The sequence below is a fragment of the Mesorhizobium sp. M0244 genome, from assembly GCF_040321795.1.
Taxonomy (GTDB): Bacteria; Pseudomonadota; Alphaproteobacteria; order Rhizobiales; family Rhizobiaceae; genus Mesorhizobium.
Genome location: NZ_JAMYSE010000107.1, coordinates 1 through 21,492, shown reverse-complemented (window position 1 = coordinate 21,492; position 21,492 = coordinate 1). Strand labels below are relative to the sequence as shown.

General features: G+C 61.5%; 28 protein-coding genes and 3 tRNA genes. 13 read left to right on the top strand and 18 right to left on the bottom strand.

The window, feature by feature from the left end:
* Positions 1–672: NAD kinase (locus tag NKJ08_RS33765; protein WP_352785476.1), on the bottom strand; the 672-nt coding region annotated here is incomplete at its 3' end.
* 279 nt (positions 673–951) lie between these two features.
* Between NKJ08_RS33765 and NKJ08_RS33760 the strand changes: the two genes are divergently transcribed.
* Positions 952–1,116, top strand: coding sequence for a hypothetical protein (locus NKJ08_RS33760; RefSeq protein ID WP_352526460.1), 165 nt, complete (start codon positions 952–954; stop codon positions 1,114–1,116).
* Between the two features lie 73 nt (positions 1,117–1,189).
* Here the strand turns inward: NKJ08_RS33760 and NKJ08_RS33755 are convergent, their stop codons facing one another.
* From NKJ08_RS33755 to NKJ08_RS33735, 5 genes are read right to left on the bottom strand one after another with little or no spacing between them, the layout of a single operon-like run.
* On the bottom strand, positions 1,190–1,948 hold the full coding sequence (locus NKJ08_RS33755) for an MBL fold metallo-hydrolase (RefSeq protein ID WP_352785473.1): 759 nt from the start codon (positions 1,946–1,948) through the stop codon (positions 1,190–1,192).
* A 2-nt stretch (positions 1,949–1,950) separates the two neighbouring features.
* Positions 1,951–3,015: an ABC transporter ATP-binding protein gene (locus NKJ08_RS33750; protein ID WP_352785471.1), complete on the bottom strand. Its 1,065-nt coding sequence runs from the start codon at positions 3,013–3,015 to the stop codon at positions 1,951–1,953.
* Positions 3,012–3,794: an ABC transporter permease gene (locus NKJ08_RS33745; protein ID WP_352526455.1), complete on the bottom strand. Its 783-nt coding sequence runs from the start codon at positions 3,792–3,794 to the stop codon at positions 3,012–3,014. The genes NKJ08_RS33750 and NKJ08_RS33745 overlap by 4 nt, the downstream gene beginning before the upstream one ends.
* 2 nt (positions 3,795–3,796) lie before the next feature.
* Positions 3,797–4,636 carry an ABC transporter permease gene (locus NKJ08_RS33740; RefSeq protein ID WP_502896008.1) on the bottom strand — a complete coding sequence of 280 codons (840 nt, stop codon included), beginning with the start codon at positions 4,634–4,636 and terminating at the stop codon, positions 3,797–3,799.
* Between the two features lie 13 nt (positions 4,637–4,649).
* Positions 4,650–5,756 carry a polyamine ABC transporter substrate-binding protein gene (locus tag NKJ08_RS33735; protein ID WP_352785468.1) on the bottom strand — a complete coding sequence of 369 codons (1,107 nt, stop codon included), beginning with the start codon at positions 5,754–5,756 and terminating at the stop codon, positions 4,650–4,652.
* A 91-nt stretch (positions 5,757–5,847) separates the two neighbouring features.
* Between NKJ08_RS33735 and NKJ08_RS33730 the strand changes: the two genes are divergently transcribed.
* Positions 5,848–6,462: a TetR/AcrR family transcriptional regulator gene (locus NKJ08_RS33730; protein ID WP_352785466.1), complete on the top strand. Its 615-nt coding sequence runs from the start codon at positions 5,848–5,850 to the stop codon at positions 6,460–6,462.
* An 87-nt stretch (positions 6,463–6,549) separates the two neighbouring features.
* Positions 6,550–7,116, top strand: coding sequence for a DUF2569 family protein (locus NKJ08_RS33725; protein WP_352779644.1), 567 nt, complete (start codon positions 6,550–6,552; stop codon positions 7,114–7,116).
* Between the two features lie 121 nt (positions 7,117–7,237).
* On the opposite strand, the gene NKJ08_RS33720 is transcribed toward NKJ08_RS33725, so the two are convergent.
* From NKJ08_RS33720 to NKJ08_RS33705, 4 genes are all read right to left on the bottom strand, one after another.
* Positions 7,238–7,438, bottom strand: a complete 201-nt coding sequence (locus NKJ08_RS33720; protein WP_352526447.1) for a hypothetical protein — start codon at positions 7,436–7,438, stop codon at positions 7,238–7,240.
* A gap of 275 nt (positions 7,439–7,713) precedes the next feature.
* Complete coding sequence (locus NKJ08_RS33715) at positions 7,714–7,953, bottom strand: hypothetical protein (RefSeq protein WP_352526445.1); 240 nt, start codon at positions 7,951–7,953, stop codon at positions 7,714–7,716.
* Positions 7,954–8,077: 124 nt separating this feature from the next.
* Positions 8,078–8,452 (bottom strand): YybH family protein, encoded by a 375-nt coding sequence (locus tag NKJ08_RS33710; protein ID WP_352785463.1) that lies wholly within the window; start codon positions 8,450–8,452, stop codon positions 8,078–8,080.
* Between the two features lie 143 nt (positions 8,453–8,595).
* Positions 8,596–8,671 (bottom strand) — tRNA-Thr (locus NKJ08_RS33705).
* Between the two features lie 156 nt (positions 8,672–8,827).
* Here NKJ08_RS33705 and NKJ08_RS33700 point away from each other — a divergent pair.
* The 3 genes from NKJ08_RS33700 to NKJ08_RS33690 all read left to right on the top strand — a co-directional run bounded on the left by NKJ08_RS33700 (position 8,828) and on the right by NKJ08_RS33690 (position 10,285).
* The gene (locus NKJ08_RS33700; protein ID WP_292661863.1) at positions 8,828–8,995 is read left to right on the top strand and encodes a hypothetical protein; all 168 of its coding nucleotides are present in this window, start codon (positions 8,828–8,830) and stop codon (positions 8,993–8,995) included.
* A 197-nt stretch (positions 8,996–9,192) separates the two neighbouring features.
* A complete protein-coding gene (locus tag NKJ08_RS33695; RefSeq protein ID WP_352526443.1) occupies positions 9,193–9,498 on the top strand; it encodes a BA14K family protein in 306 nt (101 codons plus the stop codon).
* Between the two features lie 427 nt (positions 9,499–9,925).
* Positions 9,926–10,285, top strand: coding sequence for a hypothetical protein (locus NKJ08_RS33690; protein ID WP_352526442.1), 360 nt, complete (start codon positions 9,926–9,928; stop codon positions 10,283–10,285).
* On the opposite strand, the gene bhcR is transcribed toward NKJ08_RS33690, so the two are convergent.
* Entirely contained in the window at positions 10,286–11,107 is an 822-nt protein-coding gene (gene bhcR, locus NKJ08_RS33685) for an HTH-type transcriptional regulator BhcR (RefSeq protein WP_352526441.1), read from the bottom strand.
* A gap of 203 nt (positions 11,108–11,310) precedes the next feature.
* On the opposite strand from bhcR, the gene gcl reads away from it, so the two are divergent.
* The 3 genes from gcl to NKJ08_RS33670 all read left to right on the top strand — a co-directional run bounded on the left by gcl (position 11,311) and on the right by NKJ08_RS33670 (position 14,965).
* Complete coding sequence (gene gcl, locus NKJ08_RS33680; protein WP_352785458.1) at positions 11,311–13,092, top strand: glyoxylate carboligase; 1,782 nt, start codon at positions 11,311–11,313, stop codon at positions 13,090–13,092.
* A gap of 25 nt (positions 13,093–13,117) precedes the next feature.
* Positions 13,118–13,915, top strand: coding sequence for a hydroxypyruvate isomerase (gene hyi / locus NKJ08_RS33675; RefSeq protein ID WP_352785455.1), 798 nt, complete (start codon positions 13,118–13,120; stop codon positions 13,913–13,915).
* 126 nt (positions 13,916–14,041) lie between these two features.
* Positions 14,042–14,965, top strand: coding sequence for a 2-hydroxy-3-oxopropionate reductase (locus NKJ08_RS33670; protein WP_502896007.1), 924 nt, complete (start codon positions 14,042–14,044; stop codon positions 14,963–14,965).
* Here the strand turns inward: NKJ08_RS33670 and NKJ08_RS33665 are convergent.
* Positions 14,962–15,378, bottom strand: coding sequence for a hypothetical protein (locus NKJ08_RS33665; protein WP_352526435.1), 417 nt, complete (start codon positions 15,376–15,378; stop codon positions 14,962–14,964). The genes NKJ08_RS33670 and NKJ08_RS33665 overlap by 4 nt on opposite strands.
* A 13-nt stretch (positions 15,379–15,391) precedes the next feature.
* Positions 15,392–16,246, bottom strand: a complete 855-nt coding sequence (locus NKJ08_RS33660) for a TrmH family RNA methyltransferase (RefSeq protein ID WP_352526434.1) — start codon at positions 16,244–16,246, stop codon at positions 15,392–15,394.
* 201 nt (positions 16,247–16,447) lie between these two features.
* Between NKJ08_RS33660 and NKJ08_RS33655 the strand changes: the two genes are divergently transcribed.
* Both NKJ08_RS33655 and NKJ08_RS33650 read left to right on the top strand, forming a co-directional pair.
* A tRNA-Tyr gene (locus NKJ08_RS33655) sits at positions 16,448–16,532 on the top strand.
* Positions 16,533–16,599: 67 nt separating this feature from the next.
* A tRNA-Gly gene (locus NKJ08_RS33650) sits at positions 16,600–16,673 on the top strand.
* A 79-nt stretch (positions 16,674–16,752) separates the two neighbouring features.
* On the opposite strand, the gene NKJ08_RS33645 is transcribed toward NKJ08_RS33650, so the two are convergent.
* Positions 16,753–17,211, bottom strand: a complete 459-nt coding sequence (locus NKJ08_RS33645) for a YidB family protein (RefSeq protein ID WP_352526433.1) — start codon at positions 17,209–17,211, stop codon at positions 16,753–16,755.
* A gap of 160 nt (positions 17,212–17,371) precedes the next feature.
* Here NKJ08_RS33645 and NKJ08_RS33640 point away from each other — a divergent pair, with 160 nt between their 5' ends.
* Positions 17,372–17,629 (top strand): GlsB/YeaQ/YmgE family stress response membrane protein, encoded by a 258-nt coding sequence (locus tag NKJ08_RS33640; protein WP_352526431.1) that lies wholly within the window; start codon positions 17,372–17,374, stop codon positions 17,627–17,629.
* Positions 17,630–17,678: 49 nt separating this feature from the next.
* Here the strand turns inward: NKJ08_RS33640 and NKJ08_RS33635 are convergent, their stop codons facing one another.
* From NKJ08_RS33635 to NKJ08_RS33620, 4 genes are all read right to left on the bottom strand, one after another.
* On the bottom strand, positions 17,679–18,338 hold the full coding sequence (locus NKJ08_RS33635; protein WP_352526429.1) for a peptidoglycan recognition protein family protein: 660 nt from the start codon (positions 18,336–18,338) through the stop codon (positions 17,679–17,681).
* A 103-nt stretch (positions 18,339–18,441) separates the two neighbouring features.
* Entirely contained in the window at positions 18,442–18,903 is a 462-nt protein-coding gene (locus NKJ08_RS33630; protein WP_352785449.1) for a GFA family protein, read from the bottom strand.
* A 35-nt stretch (positions 18,904–18,938) separates the two neighbouring features.
* Positions 18,939–19,826 (bottom strand): DMT family transporter, encoded by an 888-nt coding sequence (locus NKJ08_RS33625; protein ID WP_352785446.1) that lies wholly within the window; start codon positions 19,824–19,826, stop codon positions 18,939–18,941.
* 94 nt (positions 19,827–19,920) lie between these two features.
* On the bottom strand, positions 19,921–21,120 hold the full coding sequence (locus NKJ08_RS33620; protein WP_352785443.1) for a glycosyltransferase family 87 protein: 1,200 nt from the start codon (positions 21,118–21,120) through the stop codon (positions 19,921–19,923).
* Positions 21,121–21,397: 277 nt separating this feature from the next.
* Between NKJ08_RS33620 and NKJ08_RS33615 the strand changes: the two genes are divergently transcribed.
* Positions 21,398–21,492: GTP-binding protein (locus tag NKJ08_RS33615; protein WP_032936484.1), on the top strand; the 95-nt coding region annotated here is incomplete at its 3' end.

Genomic DNA, 21,492 nt, shown 5'->3' with positions numbered 1-21,492 from the left:
CGCCACCGCCTTCCCCTCGGGGGGGGCGGCGGCGGCATCCCCCGGCCGCTTTTCCGGCCCCACACTGGCGAACCGCCCGAGCGCCTTGTTGGAGAGCAGCGGGCCGCGCCCGCGGCGCGGACGAAACGGGCTGACCGGGGTCAGCGCCAACAGCGGAGCGTCGAGCGGCAGGATCGGCCCGTGCGCGGACAGATTATACGCGGTCGAGCCGGCCGGCGTCGCGATCATCACCCCGTCGCAATGCAATTCCTCCAGCCGCTCTTGCCCATCCACGGTGATGCGGATCTTGGCGGTCTGATAGGATTGGCGCCAAAGTGCGACCTCGTTGATCGCCAGCGCCGAAATCGTCTCGCCCTCCGCCGTCACCGCCTGCATCTCCAGCGGGCGGATCGTTTCGGCGACGGCAGCCGCGATGCGCCCCGTCAAACCGCTGGCGCGGTATTCGTTCATCAGGAAACCGATGGTGCCACGGTTCATGCCGTAGACCTTCTTTCCCGTGCTCATCGTCTCGCGCAGGGTCTGCAGCAGAAAGCCGTCGCCACCGAGCGCCACGACGATCCCGGCATCTTCGACGGATGCTTGGCCGTAGCGTGCCAAAAGGCTTTCCAGCGCCGCGTTGGCGTCGGCGGTGCCGGATGAGACGAAGGCGAAACGGCTGGCGGTTTTGCTCATGGCTCTCAACGACAACCGATTGGCGACGACCGATTGGAGACCGGTTGGCGGCGACCGGTTGCTGGGCCGCGCCAGCGCCGGGTTAGCATGGGCGGGCATTTCTGCAAAGGGAGGGAGGTGCCTTGCGATGGCGGCCAAACAAGGCGCACTCGCGGATCGTGTCGCGGGACGAAGGAATGTGATGGTTAAGACCGCGCTTAAGCTCTCGTAAAGCCGGATCGATCATGTTAGCCGGCAGTGGATGGGCGGCGTGGGGGCTAACCAGTCGAGGCCGATCTATTGCCGCTGGCACGCCTGATTATCGTCTTCCTGATGCTGGCAAGTTTTGCCCTGGCTTTCGCCGAACTGGTGCGCCAGTCGGAGGAAAAGAGTTTTAGACCGCAGCCCACGGCTTCACGCTGCGGCGACGCGGCGGGAACACCCTGTCCGCAAAGGGCGCTTTGATCGCCTGCGGCGAAACGTGCCTCTACAATCATGAAACAGTGCGGAGGCCGACGACGGGCTGCGCCCTGATAGGTTATCGGCCAAGCAGGTGGCAGCCGGCCTGTCGCTTTTGCGCGAGATACTCATCGATGAGTTGGCGGTAGCGCACCTTGCCGAAGCTCGGGAAATGGCCGCCATGCACGACCGAGACATCGAGGTCGCGCATGCGCAGCAGTGTTGCGACATAATCGTCGACAAGCGAATGATAGACATCGTCGATCAGCGGGCCGTCATAGATGATGTCGCCGGAAAGCAGAATGCCGGTTTTCTTCTCGTAGAGCGCGATGCCGCCAGGTGAATGGCCCGGCGTGTGGATCACCTCGAAGGCACGGTCGCCGAGATCGACGATGTCGCCTTGCTCGAGCAGCCGGCCGGCCGGCGCCGGCAGGATCTGGTAACGCGCCGCATCCCAGCCCTCAGGCATGCCGTCGAACATCGCGTCGGTCGCGTAACGATCGGCGACCGTCCATTCATTGCGCGGGTCGGCCAGGATTTCCGCTTCGGCGGGATGCACGCAGCGGTCCGGAAATTCGTGATGGCAGCCGATATGGTCGAAATGGGTGTGGCTCGCCACGCAAACGAGCTTGCGCTCCGTTACCAGCGGCACGTGGCGCCGCAAGCTGAAATGACCGAGGCCGGTGTCGAACAGCAGATCGCGATCGCGACCGTGCACATGCCAAATGTTGCAGCGGAAGAACGGCTTGATCCACGGCTCGTGGATCAGCGTCACGCCGTCGCCCATGCGGATGGTTTCGTACCAGTTGGGAGCGTCGATGATTGGAAACGTGCTCATGTTCAGTCCGTGAGGAGGATGATGTCGCCAGCATCGCACGATACGGCGACCACGTCGCCCGGCTGGACGGCCGATGCGGCGGCGACCTTGGCAATGAGGCTCAGCGCCGGGTCGGTCGTGGACGCCCCCAGCACGCGCTTGAAGCTACCCTGGAAGACCACGTCGCTCACCTTGGCCGTGCCGAGCGCCACGGCGCCGCCGGTCGCGCCGAGGACAAGATGCTCAGGCCGGACGGCCAAAGCAATCTTCGAGCCCGCCGGGATTGTGCCGGGCAGCGATAGTGGTCCAAGCTTCGTTGCGACGGTGTTCCTACCGTTCTTCGTCTCGGTCACCGTTCCCGATATCAGCGTGCTTTCGCCCATGAAGGTCGCGGAAAAACGCGTTGCCGGCCGCGCATAGACGCGTTCGGGTGGTCCTTCATCCTCGATCCGCCCGTCATTCATCACCACGCAATGGTCGGCCAGCGCCATCGCTTCTTCCTGGTCGTGGGTGACATGGATGAAGGCGGTGCCGACGCGTTTCTGGATCGCCTTCAATTCGTCCTGCATCTGTCGGCGTAATTTGAGGTCGAGCGCGCCGAGCGGTTCGTCGAGCAACAGCACCGCGGGCTCGACCACCAGCGCGCGGGCCAATGCGACGCGCTGCCGCTGACCACCGGAAAGCTGGTGCGGCTTCTTGTCGAAGGCGGTGGCGAGCCCGACCAGCGCCAGCGCCTCGCGCGCCCTTGCTGCCCGGGTTGCGCCATCGACACCCTGCATGCGCAGACCGAAGCCGACATTGCCGCCGACGCTCATATGCGGGAACAGCGCATAATCCTGGAACACCGTCGTCGTCGGGCGCTTCGCCGGCGGTACGGCGGTGCAGTCCTCACCGCGGATCAGCACCTTGCCTTCGCTCGGCGTGACGAAGCCGCCGAGAATGGAAAGCAGCGTCGTCTTGCCGGAGCCGGAAGGCCCGAGCAGGATGGTGTAACTGCCCGGCTCGATCGTCAGCGAGACGTTCTTCAGCACGGTGTGCTGGCCGAAGCGATGCGAGACAGAGCTTATATCGACCAGTGGCGCGGTCATGCCGGCTTCCTCCGCAACAGCATCAGCTCGAACAATACCACCAGCACGATGGAAACGGCGAAGACCAGCGAGCCGACGGCGTTGGTCTTGGGATTGAGGCCGGAGCGGAGAAGATTCCAAATCTCGACCGGCAGCGTCGTGTCGAAGCGCGTCAAAAGGAACGAGATCACGAACTCGTCCCAGGAGAAGGTCATCGACAGGAAGAAACCGGCGAAGATGGCGGGCGCCATCACCGGTACTGTGATCAGCAGCAGCACCTTCCATTCGGGTGCGCCGAGGTCGCGCGCGGCGCGCTCGATGTTGATCTGGTGGTCGCCCATCTGGCTGTAGATGATGGCAAAGCAGAGCGGCAGGTTGATCACGACATGGCCGATGCCGGCGGCAAGTAGAGACTTCGGTATGCCGGCCCAGTTGAACAGCACCAGCAGCCCCATGCCGATGATGAGATAGCTGACCGTCAGCGGCAGCGTGATCAGCCCGCGCATCAGGCCCGAGCCCGGCAGGATGAAGCGTGCAAAACCCCAGGCGGAGAGGAAGCCGAGCGTGACGGCGACAGCCGAGGAGAGGACCGCAACCAGCAGCGAGTTGACCAGCGCTGAGGTGAGCCGCGTGTCGGCGAGCACGGCATCGTACCAGCGCAGCGACGGTCCGGTGAAGGGCGGGATCGGAAACGAGGTCGCCTGCAGCGAAAACAGCACCAGCACCACCACCGGCAGGAAGATGAAGCCATAGATGGCTATGGCGTAGAGGGCGGAGACGACGCGGATGAGCGCGCGCATGGTCAGGCTCGCTCGATCTTCAGCCAGCGGGCGCAGGCGAGATAGGCGATGGTGACGACCGCCATCAGGATGATCGACAGCGCCGAGGCGAGCGGAAAGTCGCCGCGCCGGCCGATCTGCATCATCACCAGTTGCGGCATCAAGAGCTCGTTGTTGCCGCCGAGGATCTGCGGCGTGATGTAGTCGCCGATGCAGAGCACGAAGGTGAGGAAGGCGCCGACCATGATGCCAGGGAGCGTCAGCGGCAGAACGACATGCAGGAAAGTCCGAACCGGCCCGGCGCCGAGGTCGGCTGCGGCCTTGCGGTAGCTGGGACTCAGCTGTTTCAGATTGGCGAAGATCGTCAGCGTCAACAGCATGACGAAGAAATGCACGAAGCCGGTGACAGTGGCTAATCGCGTATTGGCGAGTTGCAGCGGCTCGCCGAACAGGCCGGAGCCGGTCAGCGCGCGGTTGACGACGCCGTTCTGCGCCAGCACCAGCAGCCACGAATAGGAGCGCACGACGTAGGAGGTCCAGAACGGCAGCACCGCCAGCATCAGCGCCAGCCGCTGCCAGCGTTCCGGCACCTGTTCGGCGAGGATCCAGGCGAAGGGATAGGCGAGCAGCACCGAGATCATTGTGACGATGGCCGTGACCTGCAGCGAGTTCACCATCGCCTGCCAATAGGACGGATTGGCAAAGAACTGGCTGTAGTTGGACAGTGTGAAGCCGCCGCCTTCATGCGCCGTCAGGCTGGATACCGCCATGGCGACGAAGGGCAGCACGAAGAACAGCAACGTCCAGCCGAGCGCCGGCGTGACCAGCGCCCAGGGCAGGGAGCTCTTTGCGGCAGCGCTCACGGCCGGCAGCCGGTCATTGCGCCTGCAGCATTTCGGTCCAGACGTCCTGCATCTTCTTGTCGAGATCGGCGTTCGGCGCCGGATAGGACTGCGCGCGGGCGAGGAATTCCGGCTGCTCGTCGAAGCGCAGGATCTTCTTCTGCTCGTCGTTCAGCGCCGCCTTGGTGTTGGCCGGCATGCCCCAATAGCAGGACGAGGTGGCGAGCCGCGCCTGGCCTTCGGGGCTCATAATGTACTGGATGAATTTAAGCGCCAGCTCCTTGTTCTTGGAATCCTTGAACATTGCCAGCGACTGCGACCAGAGCACAGCGCCCTCCCTGGGGATCGAGAAGTCCAGCGCAGGATTTTCCTTGGCCAGCCCCGCCGTCACCCATTCGCCGCCGCCGACCAGAATGTCGACCTCGCCGGTCGCCAGCGCCGTCTGGCTGGCGGTCACTTCGCCGACCAGCTTGGCATTGGCCTTCATCTTTAACAGCACGTCCTTGATGGCGGGAAGATCGGCCTCGGTCAGCTCGGCCGTCTTCTTGCCGATCGCCAGTGCGGCCATGCCGATGACCGGCAGGTAATAGTCGTAGATGGCGATCTTGCCCTTGTATTTATCGCCGGTCAGCGCGGCCATCGACTGCATGTCGGCCGGATCGACCTTGGTCTTGTTGTAGCCGATCGTGTTGTAGCCGAACTTTTCGGTGATGCCGTAGCGCTTGCCGTCGACGACGGTGGAACTGTCCATCTTCACTTGCGGGAAGAGGTCGGACAGCGGCAGCTTGTCTTCCGGCAGCGGTTCGAACAGGCCCTTTTCGACGCCGCGCGGTATGTCGATGCTGTCGATCACCATCACGTCCCAGTCGCCGGGCTGCGACTGCTCGACGATAGCCAGGCCAGCGCCGGTCCCTTCGAACTCCTTGACATTGACCCTGACGCCATTCGCCTCTTCGAAAGGCTGCAACAGAGCCGGATCGGCGTGATCGCACCAGATCAGCGCGTTGAGATCGGCAGCCTGAGCGAGGCTGCCCGTCGCCAGCAGCAGTGCTGTCGCAGCACAGGCGGCATGGAGACGGCTCTTCAGAGCGGAAAGCGGGTTCGCGATAGTTGGGTACGGAGTCTTCAGAGTGATGGACATCGAGTGTTCTCCCTTGCCTTTTTGGCTTGTGGGAAAAAATTGAACCAATTCTAAAATTGAGTCAATTCCGATTTTGTGGCAAACAGCCGATATGAGCGGATTGCGGGCAAGGCAGAAGGCGGATCGGCACCGCCGCATCATCGAGGCGGCGGCGGAGCTTTTCCGCGATGCCGGCTATGAGGGCGCCAAGATCGAGACGATCGCCGCGCAGGCCGAGGTGTCGGTCGGCACGATCTACAATTATTACCAGAACAAGGGCGACATCCTCGGCGCCATCGTTTCGATGGAAGTCAACGAGGTGCTCAATGCCGGGCGCGGGGTCGTCGCCAACCCGCCGGCCAATGTCGGCGACGCGCTGGATACGCTGCTCGGCATCTATATCGAGCATTCGCTGCACTACCTCAGCAAGGAGATGTGGCGACAGGCGATGGCGATCTCGACGCAATTGCCCGACAGCCCGTTCGGCCAGGCCTATAGCGCGCTCGACCGCGCGCTGACCGAGCAGATCCGCGCCCTGATCGCGAGGCTGCAGGCGCTCGGTCTGGCGCGCCGCGACATCGACGGGCCGGCGCTCGGCGAACTCATCTTCAACAACATGAACATGATGTTCATCGAGTTCGTGAAGCGCGAGGAGGCGAGGATTGCCGAGCTGCGCGCCGCGATTAGGAGGCAGAACCGGATATTAGTGGCGGCAATTGCGGCTTGACGCAAAGGTTCGCCGGGACAACATACCACCTTGAGTAAACCTAAAAAGATGATACAACCATGACCTGCATTGGGGAGGGAGGGGTAAATGGGTTTCTCGGTCTGGCACTGGGTAATATTGATTTTGCTGATTGGAGTGCCTGTCTTTGTCGCTGTCCGGTCTGCGACAAAGCCCTCACAGAATCCAACGGGGCTTGTGGGGATTGGAGGCTGGCTAATGCTGCTTGCGATCGTTCAGGCCTTGTCCTCGCTGCGTACGCTCGCCGTATTGGGTTCGTCGAGTGACGGCTACCGACAACTCATGACGCTGCCAAACGGCGCATTGGCGGCTTACGGCGAGATTGCCCTGTTGCTGGCGTTTCTGGTGCTCCAGCTAGTTGTGTTCGTTGCCATGCTGCGGCGGAGTTATCGCTTCAAACAGCTGTTCCTGTACCAGTGGCTTGCAATACCAATCGTGTTTATTCTGGACACGATGTGGATCTCGGCGGTTATGGGCGCCCCTGTGAGCCTGGTGCTTGCGGGAGATGCGCTGGTATTGCCCATAGTCACTTTCGTGCTGACAGGCATTTGGGTCGCCTACGTCTACAAGTCAGTGAGGGTGAGGAACACGTTCACCAAGGCGGGCGCATCTGGCCAAGTCGCGAGTGCGTTGTAGATCGTCGGCTTGAAACCTGGCTGCCCGAGTAATCGTTGGCGGCTCATGAAGCAGTTCTCGCGGCGGGCTTCCCACCGCACAGGCATGGAAACAAGCGCTAAAGCGCGTCGCAGAAGGCCGTTCAGGCGCGAGGCGCTTTAGGTGACCGTGCACGCGGGAACGGCACGATGGTCAGTGGCGCCTTCTGGAATTCCGCGATGGCTATTTCTTCAATCAGCGCGTCGAGTGCCTCGTTGACGCGTCGGCTGGTTTCGTCCGCACCGCAGAGGCGGTTTTGCGCGCACTCCAGGAGCTCGCGCGCTGCGGCGAAGTCACTTCGCATGACATCACCCTCTGGTTTTGGCCCGCCGCACGGGCATTGTCGGCGCGCTTAATTGAGCGAGTGCTAATATAAGAAGGGACAATTTAATCGAATGGTATTAGATCGCCGGGGCCGGAAGAGGGGGCCGAAATAACGGCTCTGTAACGGCGAGACACGCCCGGGCTCGGCGTCTCCTGGTATGAGATGCCGAAGCGCTATCTGGTGCCAGACTATGCCAGCAATTTCACGGAAAGTTTCTGGTCATCCCGACGAGGACGGTCCCGACACATACGCCCCTAATACGATCTTGGGCGGCTTAGAAATTCTCTGGCGGCAGCAATCTGGCGTCGGTGCTCGCGGAGGAAGGCCGCGCCGAAACAAATGGCAAAGGCCAGTACTGAAAGGCTTGTCGTTGCTCTTGATGTTGGATCGGGATCGGGACTTGTCAGGAAACGGAAACCGAACGCGAAGGCAAAGACGATAAGGCCACCAAACATGCCGTTGATGAAGGGGGCGGTCGTGCGTTTCTGCTCCAACGGAAACTCCCATGGTTTCCGATGCAGTTATATGCGTTTGAATTGATGTGCCAACGATCCTTATGGCCCGACCCTGTGGAAATCGGGGATGACCAGATATCGACCTTCGACGAATGGACCGGTCTCAGTCCTCTGTATGAGGGTCGTTGCTGTTCAGGCTGCACATGCGGATCAACCATTTTCCGTCTGCCCGGCGCTCAAAAACGTCGAGTGATGTGCCGTCTCCCGTGGCTTGGCCTTCGGAATAAGCGGCCAGACACCAGGCTAGATCACCTGAACTGCCCGCCTTTAGGACCGTGAGTCGTTTGTCGGTGCCCGCACCTTCAGTCCAAATGCGATGAAGCGCCTCTATCGCGGCACGGCCGCAGGCGGGAGGCGCATAGGGCGAGTACAATTCCCCATCAAGCGCAAACATAGCCGCGCAAGCGGTGGCGTCGCCAACGCGATAGGCGGCGGCGTAGGTTTCCCAAAAGTTTTGCAATTCGTCGTGGATCGACATGGCACTTCCTTTGAGGCGACATCTTCCTTGGCCGTGGGCTCCTGGATAACGAGGCGGACTACAGAATTGCTTTGAGGCCGTGGCCAAGCGTCCATACCTGGACGGTACCCCATTGGTCAGTCGCCGGTAAGTGTTTTGAGCGCTGGTGCCCCCGGACGGAATCGAACCGCCGACCTTCGGTTTACAAAACCGCTGCTCTACCAGCTGAGCTACAAGGGCACGGCGCTCCGGTAGCATATCTGCTGCGCCAGTAAAGACAAAACTCCGTTTTTCGGTTCCGGCGAACGCGCCGGTTCTACCGCCAAGGCGTCCTGAAAACGGCCAATTCGCTTCCTATATTGATCGAAGGTGCAATCGCATCAGCGAGGCTGTCGCATGATCAGGTTTGTCATCATTCTCCCGCTCGTCGTCGTGGCCTGGGTTCTCTTGGTGAAGCTCGTCAAGGATCTGAAGCGCGCCAATATCGACTGGACCGGCGTCACCACCATCATCGGCTTCATCGCGCTCGCCTTCTGGCTGCGCCACATCACCGGCATGGGCTGAGGCCTGCCGATTGTTCTGGCGAGCTGCCGACCGGCTCGATCATCCGTGGTCGCACGGCTGACCGCCACCTTGCTTCGACCAAGCGATTTCCTCGTTCGGGAAAAATCCAAAAGGCCTTCGAACCTTTTTCCTTGTCGCAACGACTGATGGTCAAGAGGCGGATGGATCGCCTCTCACAACGCAGCAAGGAGATCATCATGTTCAAGCGCACCATCGTTTCGGGCCTCGTCGCCACCACTGTCGCCGCCGCCATGCTGGCCGGCACCGTTCAGCCTTCGGCTGCCCATCACAAGCACTACAACAAGCATCTCGGCATCGGCATTGCCGCAGGTGTCGGCGGCTTCCTGCTCGGCAGCGCGCTCGCCCAGCCGCGCACTGTCTACATCGAGGAAGACGGCGGCTCATGGCACGTCCGGCGCTGTTTCAATCGCTACCAGAGCTACGAACCCTACTCCGACACCTATGTCGGCTATGACGGTTATCGCCATCGCTGCCGGCTTTGAGAGCCATTATTGCCAGCTTGAGAAGAGGTGAACCGTTTCAGGCAACCGAAAGAAGGGGCACCCACTGCCCCTTTTTCTTTTGTCTGAGTGGCAGGGCAGAGGGGCTGTCCCTCCGACCTCTTAGGACTTTTGGGTTCCTCGCTCACCGCGAAGCGGGGGAGAGGTGGCCGCGAAGCGTCCGGAGAGGGGCTTCGTAGAGCGCGGTTCCCCTCTCCGTCTCGGCTTCGCCGAGCCACCTCTCCCACTTTCGTGGGGCGAGGAACCCAAGCTGGAATGAGGCCGCGCTCCGTCACCCTCTGTCCTGCCGGACATCGCCCACTCACGGGGAGATCGGATGCCGCTTCGGCCTTCGCCAACACTCTTGCCGATGTACAGGGATTTCCCAACAGCCTAATCTGCACCCGATGCCGAAACAGGGAGAGGGCACTTGGGCGAGCATGATCCGAACGAAGAGCCGATCGAGACGGTTTTCCGTAACGGCACAATAACCACCGTCGGCATCCTGCTGGCGTTCTCGCTGGGCTTCATCACGCATTGGGCCGCCAACCCGATACCATGGCAAACCTACCATCTGCTCGCCGTGCTACCGATCCTGATCGGCATCGGGCTGCAGATGCGGGCGCTGGCGATGCTGCTCGACACAAAGTCCCTGCAGCGGCGCGTCTACGAGCGTGCCAGCCGCTTCTTTATGACCGGCCTCATTTTCACGGGATGTGGCGTGGGGCTGGCGATCCTGCTCGATTTCTTCGAAATATCGACAAAAAGCGCGCTGCCCGGAGCCGCGTGATCAGCCCGCCTTCAGCCCGCCGATCATCCTCGTCACTTCCGCCGCCGCGTCGCGCACCAACGGGCCGATCTCGGCCAACCGTTCCGGGGTTACCCGCACCGTCGGACCGGATACCGAAACGCCGCCGATCGGCTCGCCGAACTCGTTGAAGATGGCCGCGGCGACGCAGCGCATGCCCGGATGCCGCTCCTCGTCGTCTACCGACCAGCCGCGCAGCTTGATCGTCACCAGATCGCGGGCGAGCGCCGAGATATCAGACAGCGTGTTTTCGGTGAAGCGCTCCAGCCCGGCCCGGCGCAGGATGGTGGCGACGCGCTCCGGCTCGAGATGCGCCAGCACCGCCTTGCCGATGCCCGACGCGTGGAAGGAGCTGCGCGTGCCCGGCCGGAAGAAGGCGCGGATCGCCTGATGCGTCTCGACCTGGCTGACGAAGACGACGCAATCGTCCTCCGCGACGCCGAGATTGGCGGTCTCGCCGGTCTTCTCCATCAGCTCCTGCATGACGATGCGGGCGCGGTCGACCAGCTTGCGGCGGCGCAGGAACGCCGCGCCCATGCGATAGGTCTCGACGCCGATCGACCACAGCTGGTCGGTACCGTCGAACTCGACCATGCCGTGGTTTTCCAGCGTCGTCAGCATGCGATAGGCGGTGGACGCCGGTACACCGGAACTGGCGGCGATCTCGCTCAGCGACAGGCCGCTGCCGTCGGCGACGATGGCCAGGATGCGCAGTGCCCGATCGAGCGACTGCACCGAAGCGGCCTCGGACGGCCCATTGAAGGAGCGCGGCCGCCCGCGCTGGCGTTTTTCAGTCGTTTCCATCGCGCCATTCTTGCCGATTTCGCCAAATAGGCAATGAAAAAGTTTTTCACCGGGTTGCGCAGCCCAGTCTATGGAAAACAGAAAGCACAATGAAATCAGCCAACAGCAAGGGTTTCTTAAAAACGAAAAAATATTTTGAAAAAATTGAAAAATAGTCGGCGCACTGGCATTCTGCGGTCATCAACAATCTCGTGGAGGCTGACATGACCAGGATGCGCGCGGTCGACGCAGCAGTTCTCGTTCTCGAAAAAGAAGGCATCTCCTGCGCCTTCGGCGTGCCGGGTGCTGCCATCAATCCGTTCTATTCGGCGCTGAAGGCGAGGGGCACGATCCGCCACATTCTTGCTCGTCACGTCGAGGCGGCCTCGCATATGGCCGAAGGTTTTACCCGCGCCAGATCGGGCAATATCGGCCTTTGCATCGGCACGTCGGGCCCGGCCGGCACCGATATGATCACCGGGCTCTATTCGGCCGCGGCCGATTCCATCCCGATCCTCTGCATCACCGGCCAGGCACCGCGGGCGCGTCTCAACAAGGAGGATTTCCAGGCCGTCGACATCGCGGCGATCGCGGCACCCGTCGCCAAATGGGCGGTCACCGTCATGGAACCCTATCTGGTGCCGATGGCGCTGCAGAAAGCTTTCCACCTGATGCGCTCGTCGCGGCCGGGACCGGTGCTGATCGATCTGCCGGTCGACGTGCAATTGGCCGAGATCGAGTTCGCCGTCGATGCCTATGAGCCGCTGGTGCCGTTCAAGCCGGCAATGTCGCGCAGCCAGGCGGAGAAGGCGCTGAAGATGCTCGACGTGGCGGAAAAGCCTGTCATCGTCGCCGGCGGCGGCATCATCAATGCCGACGCGTCGGACCTGCTGATAGAGTTCGCCGAAGTCACCGGTGTGCCGGTCATTCCGACGCTGATGGGCTGGGGCGCGATCCCCGACGACCACCGGCTGATGGCCGGCATGTGCGGGCTGCAGACCTCGCATCGCTACGGCAATGCGACGATGCTCGAAGCCGATTTCGTTTTCGGCATCGGCAACCGCTGGGCCAACCGCCACACCGGTTCGGTCGACGTCTACACCAAGGGCAAGAAATTTATCCACGTCGACATCGAACCCACTCAAATCGGCCGTGTCTTCGCGCCGGATCTCGGTGTCGTCTCGGATGCCGGTGCGGCGCTGAAAATGCTGCTCGACGTCGCCACGGAATGGAAGACGGCCGGGAAATTGCGCGACTGGTCCGGCTGGGCCGGCGAATGCCGCCAGCGCAAGAAGACGATGAAGCGCAAGACGCATTTCGACCAGGTGCCGCTGAAGCCGCAGCGCGTCTATGAGGAGATGAACAAGGCGTTCGGCCGCGACACCACCTATGTCGCCACGATCGGCCTGTCGCAGATCGCCGGTGCGCAATTCCTGCATGTCTATAAGCCGCGCAACTGGATCAATTGCGGCCAGGCCGGCCCGCTCGGCTGGACGCTGCCGGCAGCACTTGGCGTTCGCGCCGCCGATCCACACCGCAACATTGTAGCACTTTCCGGCGACTATGATTTCCAGTTCATGATCGAGGAACTGGCGGCCGGCGCGCAGCACAGATTGCCCTACATCCATGTCGTGGTGAACAATGCCTATCTCGGCCTTATCCGCCAGGCGCAGCGCGGCTTTTCGATGGACTTCGAGGTCAGCCTCGCCTTCGAGAACGTCAATCGACAGGGCGATCCCGAGGCTGGCTACGGTGTCGACCACATCGCTGTCGCCGAGGCGATGGGCTGCAAGGCGGTCAGGGTGCGCCGGCCGGAGGAATTCGCCGGTGCCTTCAAGGAGGCGCAGCGCCTGATGAAAGAGCACCAGGTTCCGGTGGTGCTCGAATTCATTCTCGAGCGCGTCACCAACATTTCGATGGGCACGGAAATCGACAAGATAACCGAATTCGAAGAGCTTGCCGAACATCACGAAGACGCCCCCACCGCGATCGTCATGCTCGACTAAAATCATTTTATAAGGAACAGCTGCCATGCCACGGTTTTCAGCCAACCTTTCGATGCTCTTTCCCGAGCACGATTTCCTCGACCGTTTCGATGCCGCCGCTCGCGCCGGCTTCAAGGGCGTCGAATATATCGGTCCCTATGACCATGCGCCGGATGTAGTCGCGGCGAGACTCAAGAAGAACGGCCTGACGCAGGTGCTGTTCAACCTGCCTGCCGGCGACTGGGCCAAGGGCGAGCGCGGCATCGCGATCCTGCCGGACCGAATCCCGGAGTTCCGGCAAGGTGTTGCCAAAGCGATCACCTATGCCCATGCGCTGGGCTGCGACCAGGTCAACTGCCTGGCCGGCATTGCGCCGCGAGGCATCGAACGGAGCTTGCTGGAAGACGTCTTCGCCGAGAACCTGGCTTTCGCGGCGGAAAAGCTGGAGCAGGCCGGCATCAGGTTGCTGATCGAACCGATCAACACCCATGATATTCCGGGCTTCTTCCTGAATTATTCGCACCAGGCCCTGGCGCTGATCGACCGCGTCGGCTCGAAGAACCTGTTCCTGCAATACGACATCTATCACATGCAGATCATGGAGGGGGATCTCGCCCGTACCATAGAGGCAAACCTCAACCGCATCGCCCATATCCAGCTTGCGGACAATCCCGGCCGTCATGAGCCGGGGACGGGCGAGATCAATTTTCCCTTCCTGTACGACCACATCGACAGGATCGGCTATTCCGGCTGGGTCGGGGCGGAATATAAGCCGAAGGCCGGCACGGAGGCCGGGCTGGGTTGGTTGCGGGAGTTGGCCGGGCAGGGAAGTGCGGCGGCGTAGCGGGCAAGACAGGCCCCCTCATCCGGCCGCTGCGCGGCCACCTTCTCCCCGCGGGGGAGAAGAGGCTGGCACCGGCGTTCGCGACCTCTTCTCCCCTTGGGGAGAAGGTGGCCGCGCAGCGGCCGGATGAGGGGGCACCTCAGACAATCATTCGGGAGAACAACAATGGAAACCATCGGCTTCATCGGGTTGGGCATCATGGGCGCGCCGATGGCGGGGCATCTGCTCGATGCCGGCTATCAAGTCGTCGCCAGCGACCATCGCTCGAAGCCGCCGGCCGATCTCGTCGCCAAAGGCCTGAAGACCGTCACCGGCCACAGCGCCGTCGCCCGTGCCGCCGACATCGTCATCACCATGGTGCCCGACACGCCGCAGGTCGCCGATGTGCTGTTCGGCGAGAATGGCGTCGCGTCAGGGCTGACAAAAGGCAGACTGGTCATCGACATGAGCTCGATCTCGCCGATCGAGACCAAGCTTTTCGCCAAAAAGATCAACGATCTCGGCTGCGACTATCTCGACGCGCCGGTGTCGGGCGGCGAGGTCGGCGCCAAGGCGGCATCGCTGACCATCATGGTCGGCGGCGAGGAAAGGCCCTTCGAACGCGCCAGGCCTATCTTCGGGAAGCTGGGCAAGAACATCACGCTGGTCGGACCGAACGGCGTCGGCCAAACCACCAAGGTCGCCAACCAGATTGTCGTCGCGCTGACCATCGAGGCCGTCGCCGAAGCGCTTGTTTTCGCTTCGAAAGCCGGCGCCGATCCGGCCAAGGTCAGGCAGGCGCTGATGGGCGGGCTGGCCGCCTCGCGCATTCTGGAAGTGCATGGCGAGCGCATGATCAAGCGCAGCTTCGCGCCCGGCTTCCGCATCGAACTCCACCAGAAGGATCTCAACTTGGCGCTGGAAGGCGCGAAGGCACTTGGGGTATCGTTGCCGAATACCTCAAACACGCAACAATTGTTCAACTCCTGTGCCGCCAACGGCGGCGCTAAGGAAGATCACTCGGCGCTCGTCAGGGCTTTGGAAAGAATGGCGAACTTCCAGATTGGTTAGAGAGTTTGCTGGCTGCTGCCAGTCAATTTGAACTTACCGATATTGGCAGCTATCTGCTCAAGGGCTGGGACAAGCGTGCCGTTCTCGAACGCTTTGCCAAGAGCTCCGTCAACCCACCTTTCATCGGCCAAGTTGCTGGCGACCCGATAATGGATCTCTGTGACGTCCATGGAGGTCAGGGCTTCGGCGTTCTCCGGCAACCAACTCTCCGGGCCGGCGTTGACGTCGAGAAATTTTCCAAAATCGGCTGGATTCTCAAGGCCGTAGACAAGCTGCAATATGTCATCTCTAACGGCGTGGTAGCGGTCGTTCGCCTCGTCGTAGAACTCCGATGGAGTGAGTGTTCTTAATGTGCCGATTGTACTCGCGAGAAGCGCGAGCCATTCTCCCTGGTTTGAGAACGCTTTGAACATACCGATCGCTCGATCAATCCGCCGAAAGAAATTTCCTCGCCGCATAAAGCGCCACCGCCGCGGCGTTCGACACGTTGAGCGAGCGGATGGCGCCGGGCATGTCGAGCCGGGCGAGTGTCGTCACCGTCTCGCGCGTCTTCTGGCGCAGGCCCTTGCCCTCGGCGCCGAGTACCAGAGCGATCTTGTCGCCGGCAAAGCTGTTTTCGAGTTCCGCCGGTCCATCCGAATCCAGCCCGATGGTCTGAAAGCCGGCCTCGTGCAGCTGGCCGAGCGCATCGGCGAGGTTCTTCACCTCGATCTGATCGATATGCTCCAGCGCGCCGGAGGCCGATTTCGCCAGCACACCGGACTCATGCGGGCTGTGGCGCGCTGTGGTGATCAGCGCGCCGGCGCCGAAAGCCACGGCCGAGCGCAGGATCGCGCCGACATTGTGCGGATCGGTGATCTGATCGAGCACCAGCACCAGCCTGGTGTCGCCGAGCGCATCGAGCCGCTTGGGTTTCAGCGGCTCGGCCTCGATCAGCACGCCCTGATGCACGGCATCCGAGCCGGTGACCTTGTCGATGTCCTTCGGCTCGACCAGCTCCGCCTTGAAGGGCAAAGCGGCAAGATCGGCGATTGCCAGGCGCTCGGCAGCGTTGCGCGTCACCAGCATTTTTTTGATCTTGCGGCGCGGATTGTCGAGCGCCGCCCGCACCGTGTGCAGCCCGTAGAGCCGCACCAGCCCATCCGCGGCGGTCTCGCCGGGCGGCAGCGGCTGGCGTGGCCTGAACGCCGGCGCGCCGCCGCTCTTCTCGTCGCGATGCGCACGGCGCAGCTTGGCGTAGTGGGTGTCTTTCGGGGTCTTCGGTTTGTTGTCGTTGCTCATGGCCGGTTCTATAGCCGTGTCGTCCGGCCATGGATACAGCCGTACAAGCTGCTTGTCAGGCGAGGTGTGAAATTCAGCGCTTTTTGCCGGGATGTTGCGGTTGACAGTTTTGGGCGCTGCCGCCATAAGGCGCTTCGCGGAAGGGCTGCTCAGGCAGCCGCAACGCGTCGATGCCTCGTTGCATGGCTCCGGCGGCAGACTGGAGAGGTGCCCGAGTGGTTAAAGGGGACGGACTGTAAATCCGTTGGCTATGCCTACGTTGGTTCAAATCCAACCCTCTCCACCACTGCCGGCCCGGAAGCCCTGAAACGCAGAGCGAGCGTCGGAGCGGATCCGATGCTTAACTGAAAGGCGCGGGTATAGCTCAGTGGTAGAGCAGCAGCCTTCCAAGCTGAATATGCGGGTTCGATTCCCGCTACCCGCTCCAGATTTCCAAGAGATCAAATGATTCCAAGAGATCAAGTGGAGCGCCGTGCGTTCCGAGAACGTGCAGCGCTCCGACTGCCTTAGCTGTTGAACAGCGACGCGACCTGGTGCTGCGGCGGCACTTGCCCGTTCGGCGTCAGCCTGTCGACGATGCCGGGCAAAGCCGCCGACAATTGCTTGAGCAGCTCCTGCTGATCGAGGCCGGTCCTTTGCGCGATCTCCTGGATGACCTGCGGCCCGATCGCATTGCCCAGATCGCCGGGGTTGATCGGCTGGTTCTGCCCGGTGCCGACCCACGAATTGGCGACGTTGCTGTGGCCTGCATCTTTCAATCTGTCGAGCAGGCCGCCCAGTCCGCCGAGCAGGCCGCCATCGGCGGATGCGGTTGTATCGGGCGGGACAGGCGCAGGGATTTGTGCCTGCTCAGGCTGGTCGGCGCTTCTGCCGCTCAGCAATTTTCCGACAAGAAGCGCGCCGAGCGCGATCATCAGCGGCTTGGTAACGTTGCCGCCGGGAACGGCATTGTCAAACAGTCCCATTGTGGATCTCCATGTCAAATTGCCCGTCCGTCCTCGACAATGACGCATCCATGGCGAATTTCAAGCCGGTTTGAGCTTTCCGTAATCATGAATTTCAAGTTGGCTTGAGCTTTGCTTAATGATGTGGAAGTAATCGGGGCGCGGGGAACGGAGAGGAAAAATGTCAATATTAAGCTGGATTATTCTCGGCGTCATAGCCGGCTTCATAGGCAGCAAGATCGTCAATAAAACTGGTCAGGGCCTGGTGCTCGATATCGTGCTCGGAATCGTCGGCGCCATTGTCGGCGGACTGATCTTCAGTGCGTTTGGCGCGTCAGGTGTTACCGGCCTCAACATCTATAGCCTGCTTGTCGCTGTGCTGGGATCGGTGATCGTTCTGTGGGCCTATCACCAGTTCACCGGCAACCGGACTCTTTAGAAACCGACAGATCGGCAGTTACGTCGGCATTCACCCGAATGCCGACCGCCTATCTGATCCTCTTGAGGATTTCGCGGACCAGCGTGTTGAGGCCGGCTTCCAGCCCCCTCACCATGATCGGCCACAATTCCTCAAGCAAACGCTGCCATATGGCATCGCGTCCAATCCTCACTGGCAGATTTGGCATCGAGCCCATTGCCGCCGTCACGTCCTGGCGCAGCCGGTCGCCGCAGGCGCTTGCGCCGCTGATCGCCGGATCGAAGGGCAGCCGGGTGAAATCCCATTTTCCACGTTGCTCGATGCGCAGTTTGCTTTCGACCTCGGCATGCGAGAGCACCGTTTTGGGCGTGACCTTGATGCGGTAATATTTGCAGAGTTCGGCGACGACCGCAGTCATCGCGTCCCACTGCGTCCTCGTCATCGGATAGCGGCCGGCATCGAACGGCCTTTCCTCCGCCCCGGCCATGCAGCAGAGCGAAACCCCGATCGAGCCGCGGTTGCAGTTGAGCGTGTGAGCGGCATATCCCGGTTTTACCCGACCCGAATTGAGCCCGATCGAAGGCCGACCCCTGACCAGATGGCCATTCCCCTCGACGAGAATGTGATACGCATCCTTGTCGGTATCACCGGCCGAATGCGAGCCCGCCGTCCAATGGCAAATGACGCGCCTCATCGCAACATTGGGCAACCAGTCGGGCGGCAATGCCACAGAAATCCCCGCGACACAGTTCAGTGATGGAGCACAGTATAGGTTCTTTGGCGGCGGACGCGAAAACGAAACGATAATTTGGTTGAGCGTTTCTAACGGTCAGCTATTCGCTGGCATCTCCGGCGACCACGTGTTCTTGATCTTGATATTGCGGCAGATCGTCGGTGATGGTGAACCACTTCGCCTTCGAGCCGACAAAGATGTGCTGCGTCGGGCGGATAGTCGGCTCATCGACGAGGGTTCCCATGGCGACATGCACGAAGGCACCGTCGCGGACCACCGAATAGAGCAACGAGCCGCAGGTCCTGCAATGCGCGTCATGGCCGGTTTCGTCGCCGAAGCTCGTGAGATTGTCCTCGCCCCTGGTCAGGCTCAGCCTGTCGCGCTCGATGCCGGCGAACGGCTTGAACGCCGAACCGGTGGTGCGCCGGCAGTTCGAGCAGTGGCAGTTCGCGGCATAGATGAACGCGTCCGCCACCGCATACTGAACGGCGCCGCACAAGCATTTTCCGGCGAGCGTGCGGTTGGTTGCATTTTGGTTGTTTTCGTTGTCCGGGCTTGCCATGCGCTTCTCCGATTGTCCCTGCGCCGTTTTCCGCTCTAGGCGATGACGGTCAACCGGCGCTTGCGCTCGTCGAGCGAGACGATGGTCAACCCGCTGGCCACCACCAGCAGGATGCCACAGATGGCCAGCGCATTCGGGAGCTGCCTGAATACAACCAGCCCTGAAATCACCGCCCAGACGGTGAAGCAATAGTAGAACGGCGCCACCACGCTGATCGGCCCGACGCGATAGGCCATGAAGATGAAAAAGTGGCCGAAGATCAGGAACAGTCCGGCCCCCGCCATCAGCAGCAGGTGACGGGTTTCAGGCACCACCCAATGCTCGGAAACCAAATGCGCAACGCCGGCGCCGGTCAGCACCACAACCACCGCGGAAATGGCGACGACCATCCCCGGCACGTCGGCGGCGACCTTGCGTCCCGCCAGATCGCGCGCGGCGGACAGAGCGGCGTTGCCTAGCGCCAGCAGGGCGTAGACCGAAATCCCTTGCATCGTCGGTTGTGCTACCATCACCGCGCCGATGAAACCGAGGCCGATCAGCGCCAAACGCAGCCCGCCGATCCGTTCGCCAAACAGGATCGAGGAGCCGACCAGCATCAGCAAGGGCGTGATCTGCCCGAGCGCGGTCGAATCGGCGATCTGCATGTTGGCAAGCGCCACCACGTAGCAAAGGATAGCACCCAGTTCGAGCAGGTTCCTGCGCAACACCTTCGCGTCGAGGATCAGGGGGATCTGCTTGCCATAGCCCAGCATGAACAGCAGCGGAATGCCCCACAATGTTGCGGCAGCCCCGCGCAGGAACAGCACCTCGTAGGGCGGCAGTCCCGCGGTTGCGAGTTTCATCATCGTGTCGTTCACGATGTAGGACCCGGTCGAAACGACCATGAACAGCGGGCCTCGGATGGCAGTCGGGATGAAATGCATCGGCCCACGAAATCAGACCGGCCCCACAGCGGCAATGGGCCAGCGGCAAGCGAACGGATTTCCAACGGCAAGCGAACGGATTTATGACTTCAATTCACGCTGAGCGCTCCAGCTGCGAAGCCAAGGGTGTCGGGCGAGGAAAAGCCTGCCATGCGCGGCCGACCACCAGGCCCAACACAAGCAGCGCCGAGAGAAAGGCGGTGGCCAGGTGTTCCGAGGGGCCCGAGACGAGCAGAATGCCGGCAGCGATCACGACAGCGCTTTCTTTCGCCGAAAATCCTGATTTTCCCAGAAACGCCAGCGGGATGGCGAGCGCCACGAAATCATAGATGAAGGCGTAGGGCGAAGCGAGAATCGTCGCCGTCGCGAGCGCTGCTGCCTTGACGTCGAACGCCGCCTTTTGACGCCATATCCAAATGATGCCGGCGCTCAGAACTGCGATGAGCAAGCCCTGCGCGGTCCATGCGAGCGTCCAACTCCACCCAAGCGCACGGACAAAACCGTAGAGGCTTTGAAGCTTGGAAAAGTCAGCCCTGCCATCGACGAGAATGGTGCTGTTGACCTTGGCGGCGGTGTCGAGGAAATCGGACCAAATCTCGGTGCCGAAGAGGGCGATGGAAAGCACGATCATGACGGTGGTGGAAACAGCGGCCCAACCGATGACTCGCCAAAAGCCTCCAGCGATAAGGGCAAGTGGGATCATCAGACCGAATTGCGGCTTGTAGGTGAGCAGGCCGAAGCAGAGGCCGGCGAGCGCGGGGCGTTTTTCGATCGAGGCGATGGCTGCGCCAAGCAAGGCAGCGGTGATGAAGCCGTTTTGGCCGACCGCGGTATTCCAAAGCACGGGGGGCCAGGCCATGGCTGCCAGAATCGCAACGCGCGTGCCCCCGATCAGCCGTATGGCGGCGGTGTAGAGCGTTATCCCGATCGACATCCATGAAACCAATGCAGTGGGATAGGATAGCAACGCCAATGCGGCGGTCACGATCAGGAAAGTCGGAGGATACTGCCATGAAAAATAGCCGTCGAAGGTAGCACCGCTTTCGGCGGTCGAGATGCTTTTGTGCAGGTCCCAATTATAGGCATCGGCGGCATGGCCTTGCAGGACAAGCTTGCCAGCCCCCCAGAATGCGATGAAGTCGGTCGCCAGGGGCTGCCCGTTTTCGTCGAACAGCCAGTTGCCGATCAATATCGAAATGCCAAGCACGCAGATGTAAGTGCAGATCAAGCCGCATATGGCCAGATAGATCAGACGGTGCAGGTTTTGTCCTGTCGTGATGGTGGCAGTCCGCATGACGCTCATTTACCCGCAAGTGCCCAGGCGCCATTTTGCCCCAGTGTCATTAAGAGAGTGTCATTAAAGATTTGTGGTGCGACTGGCCTTGGGTCGTGCCCGTCTTACATTTCCGTCCTGCCATTCCCATATCCCCGCCACATCCCCGAAATCGGATCATGGGTTCGAATCGAGTAAGCCGCGCTCAGCCACAAGGCACTTGTGTTTTTCGGCCTTAGTCGGTAATCGCCCCGCATTCGACTGAACTGAAGGTCCAGGCCATCCAAGGAAAGAGACTATGGCAAAAGGTAAATTCGAGCGCACTAAGCCTCATGTGAACATTGGCACGATTGGTCACGTTGACCATGGCAAGACGTCGCTGACGGCGGCGAT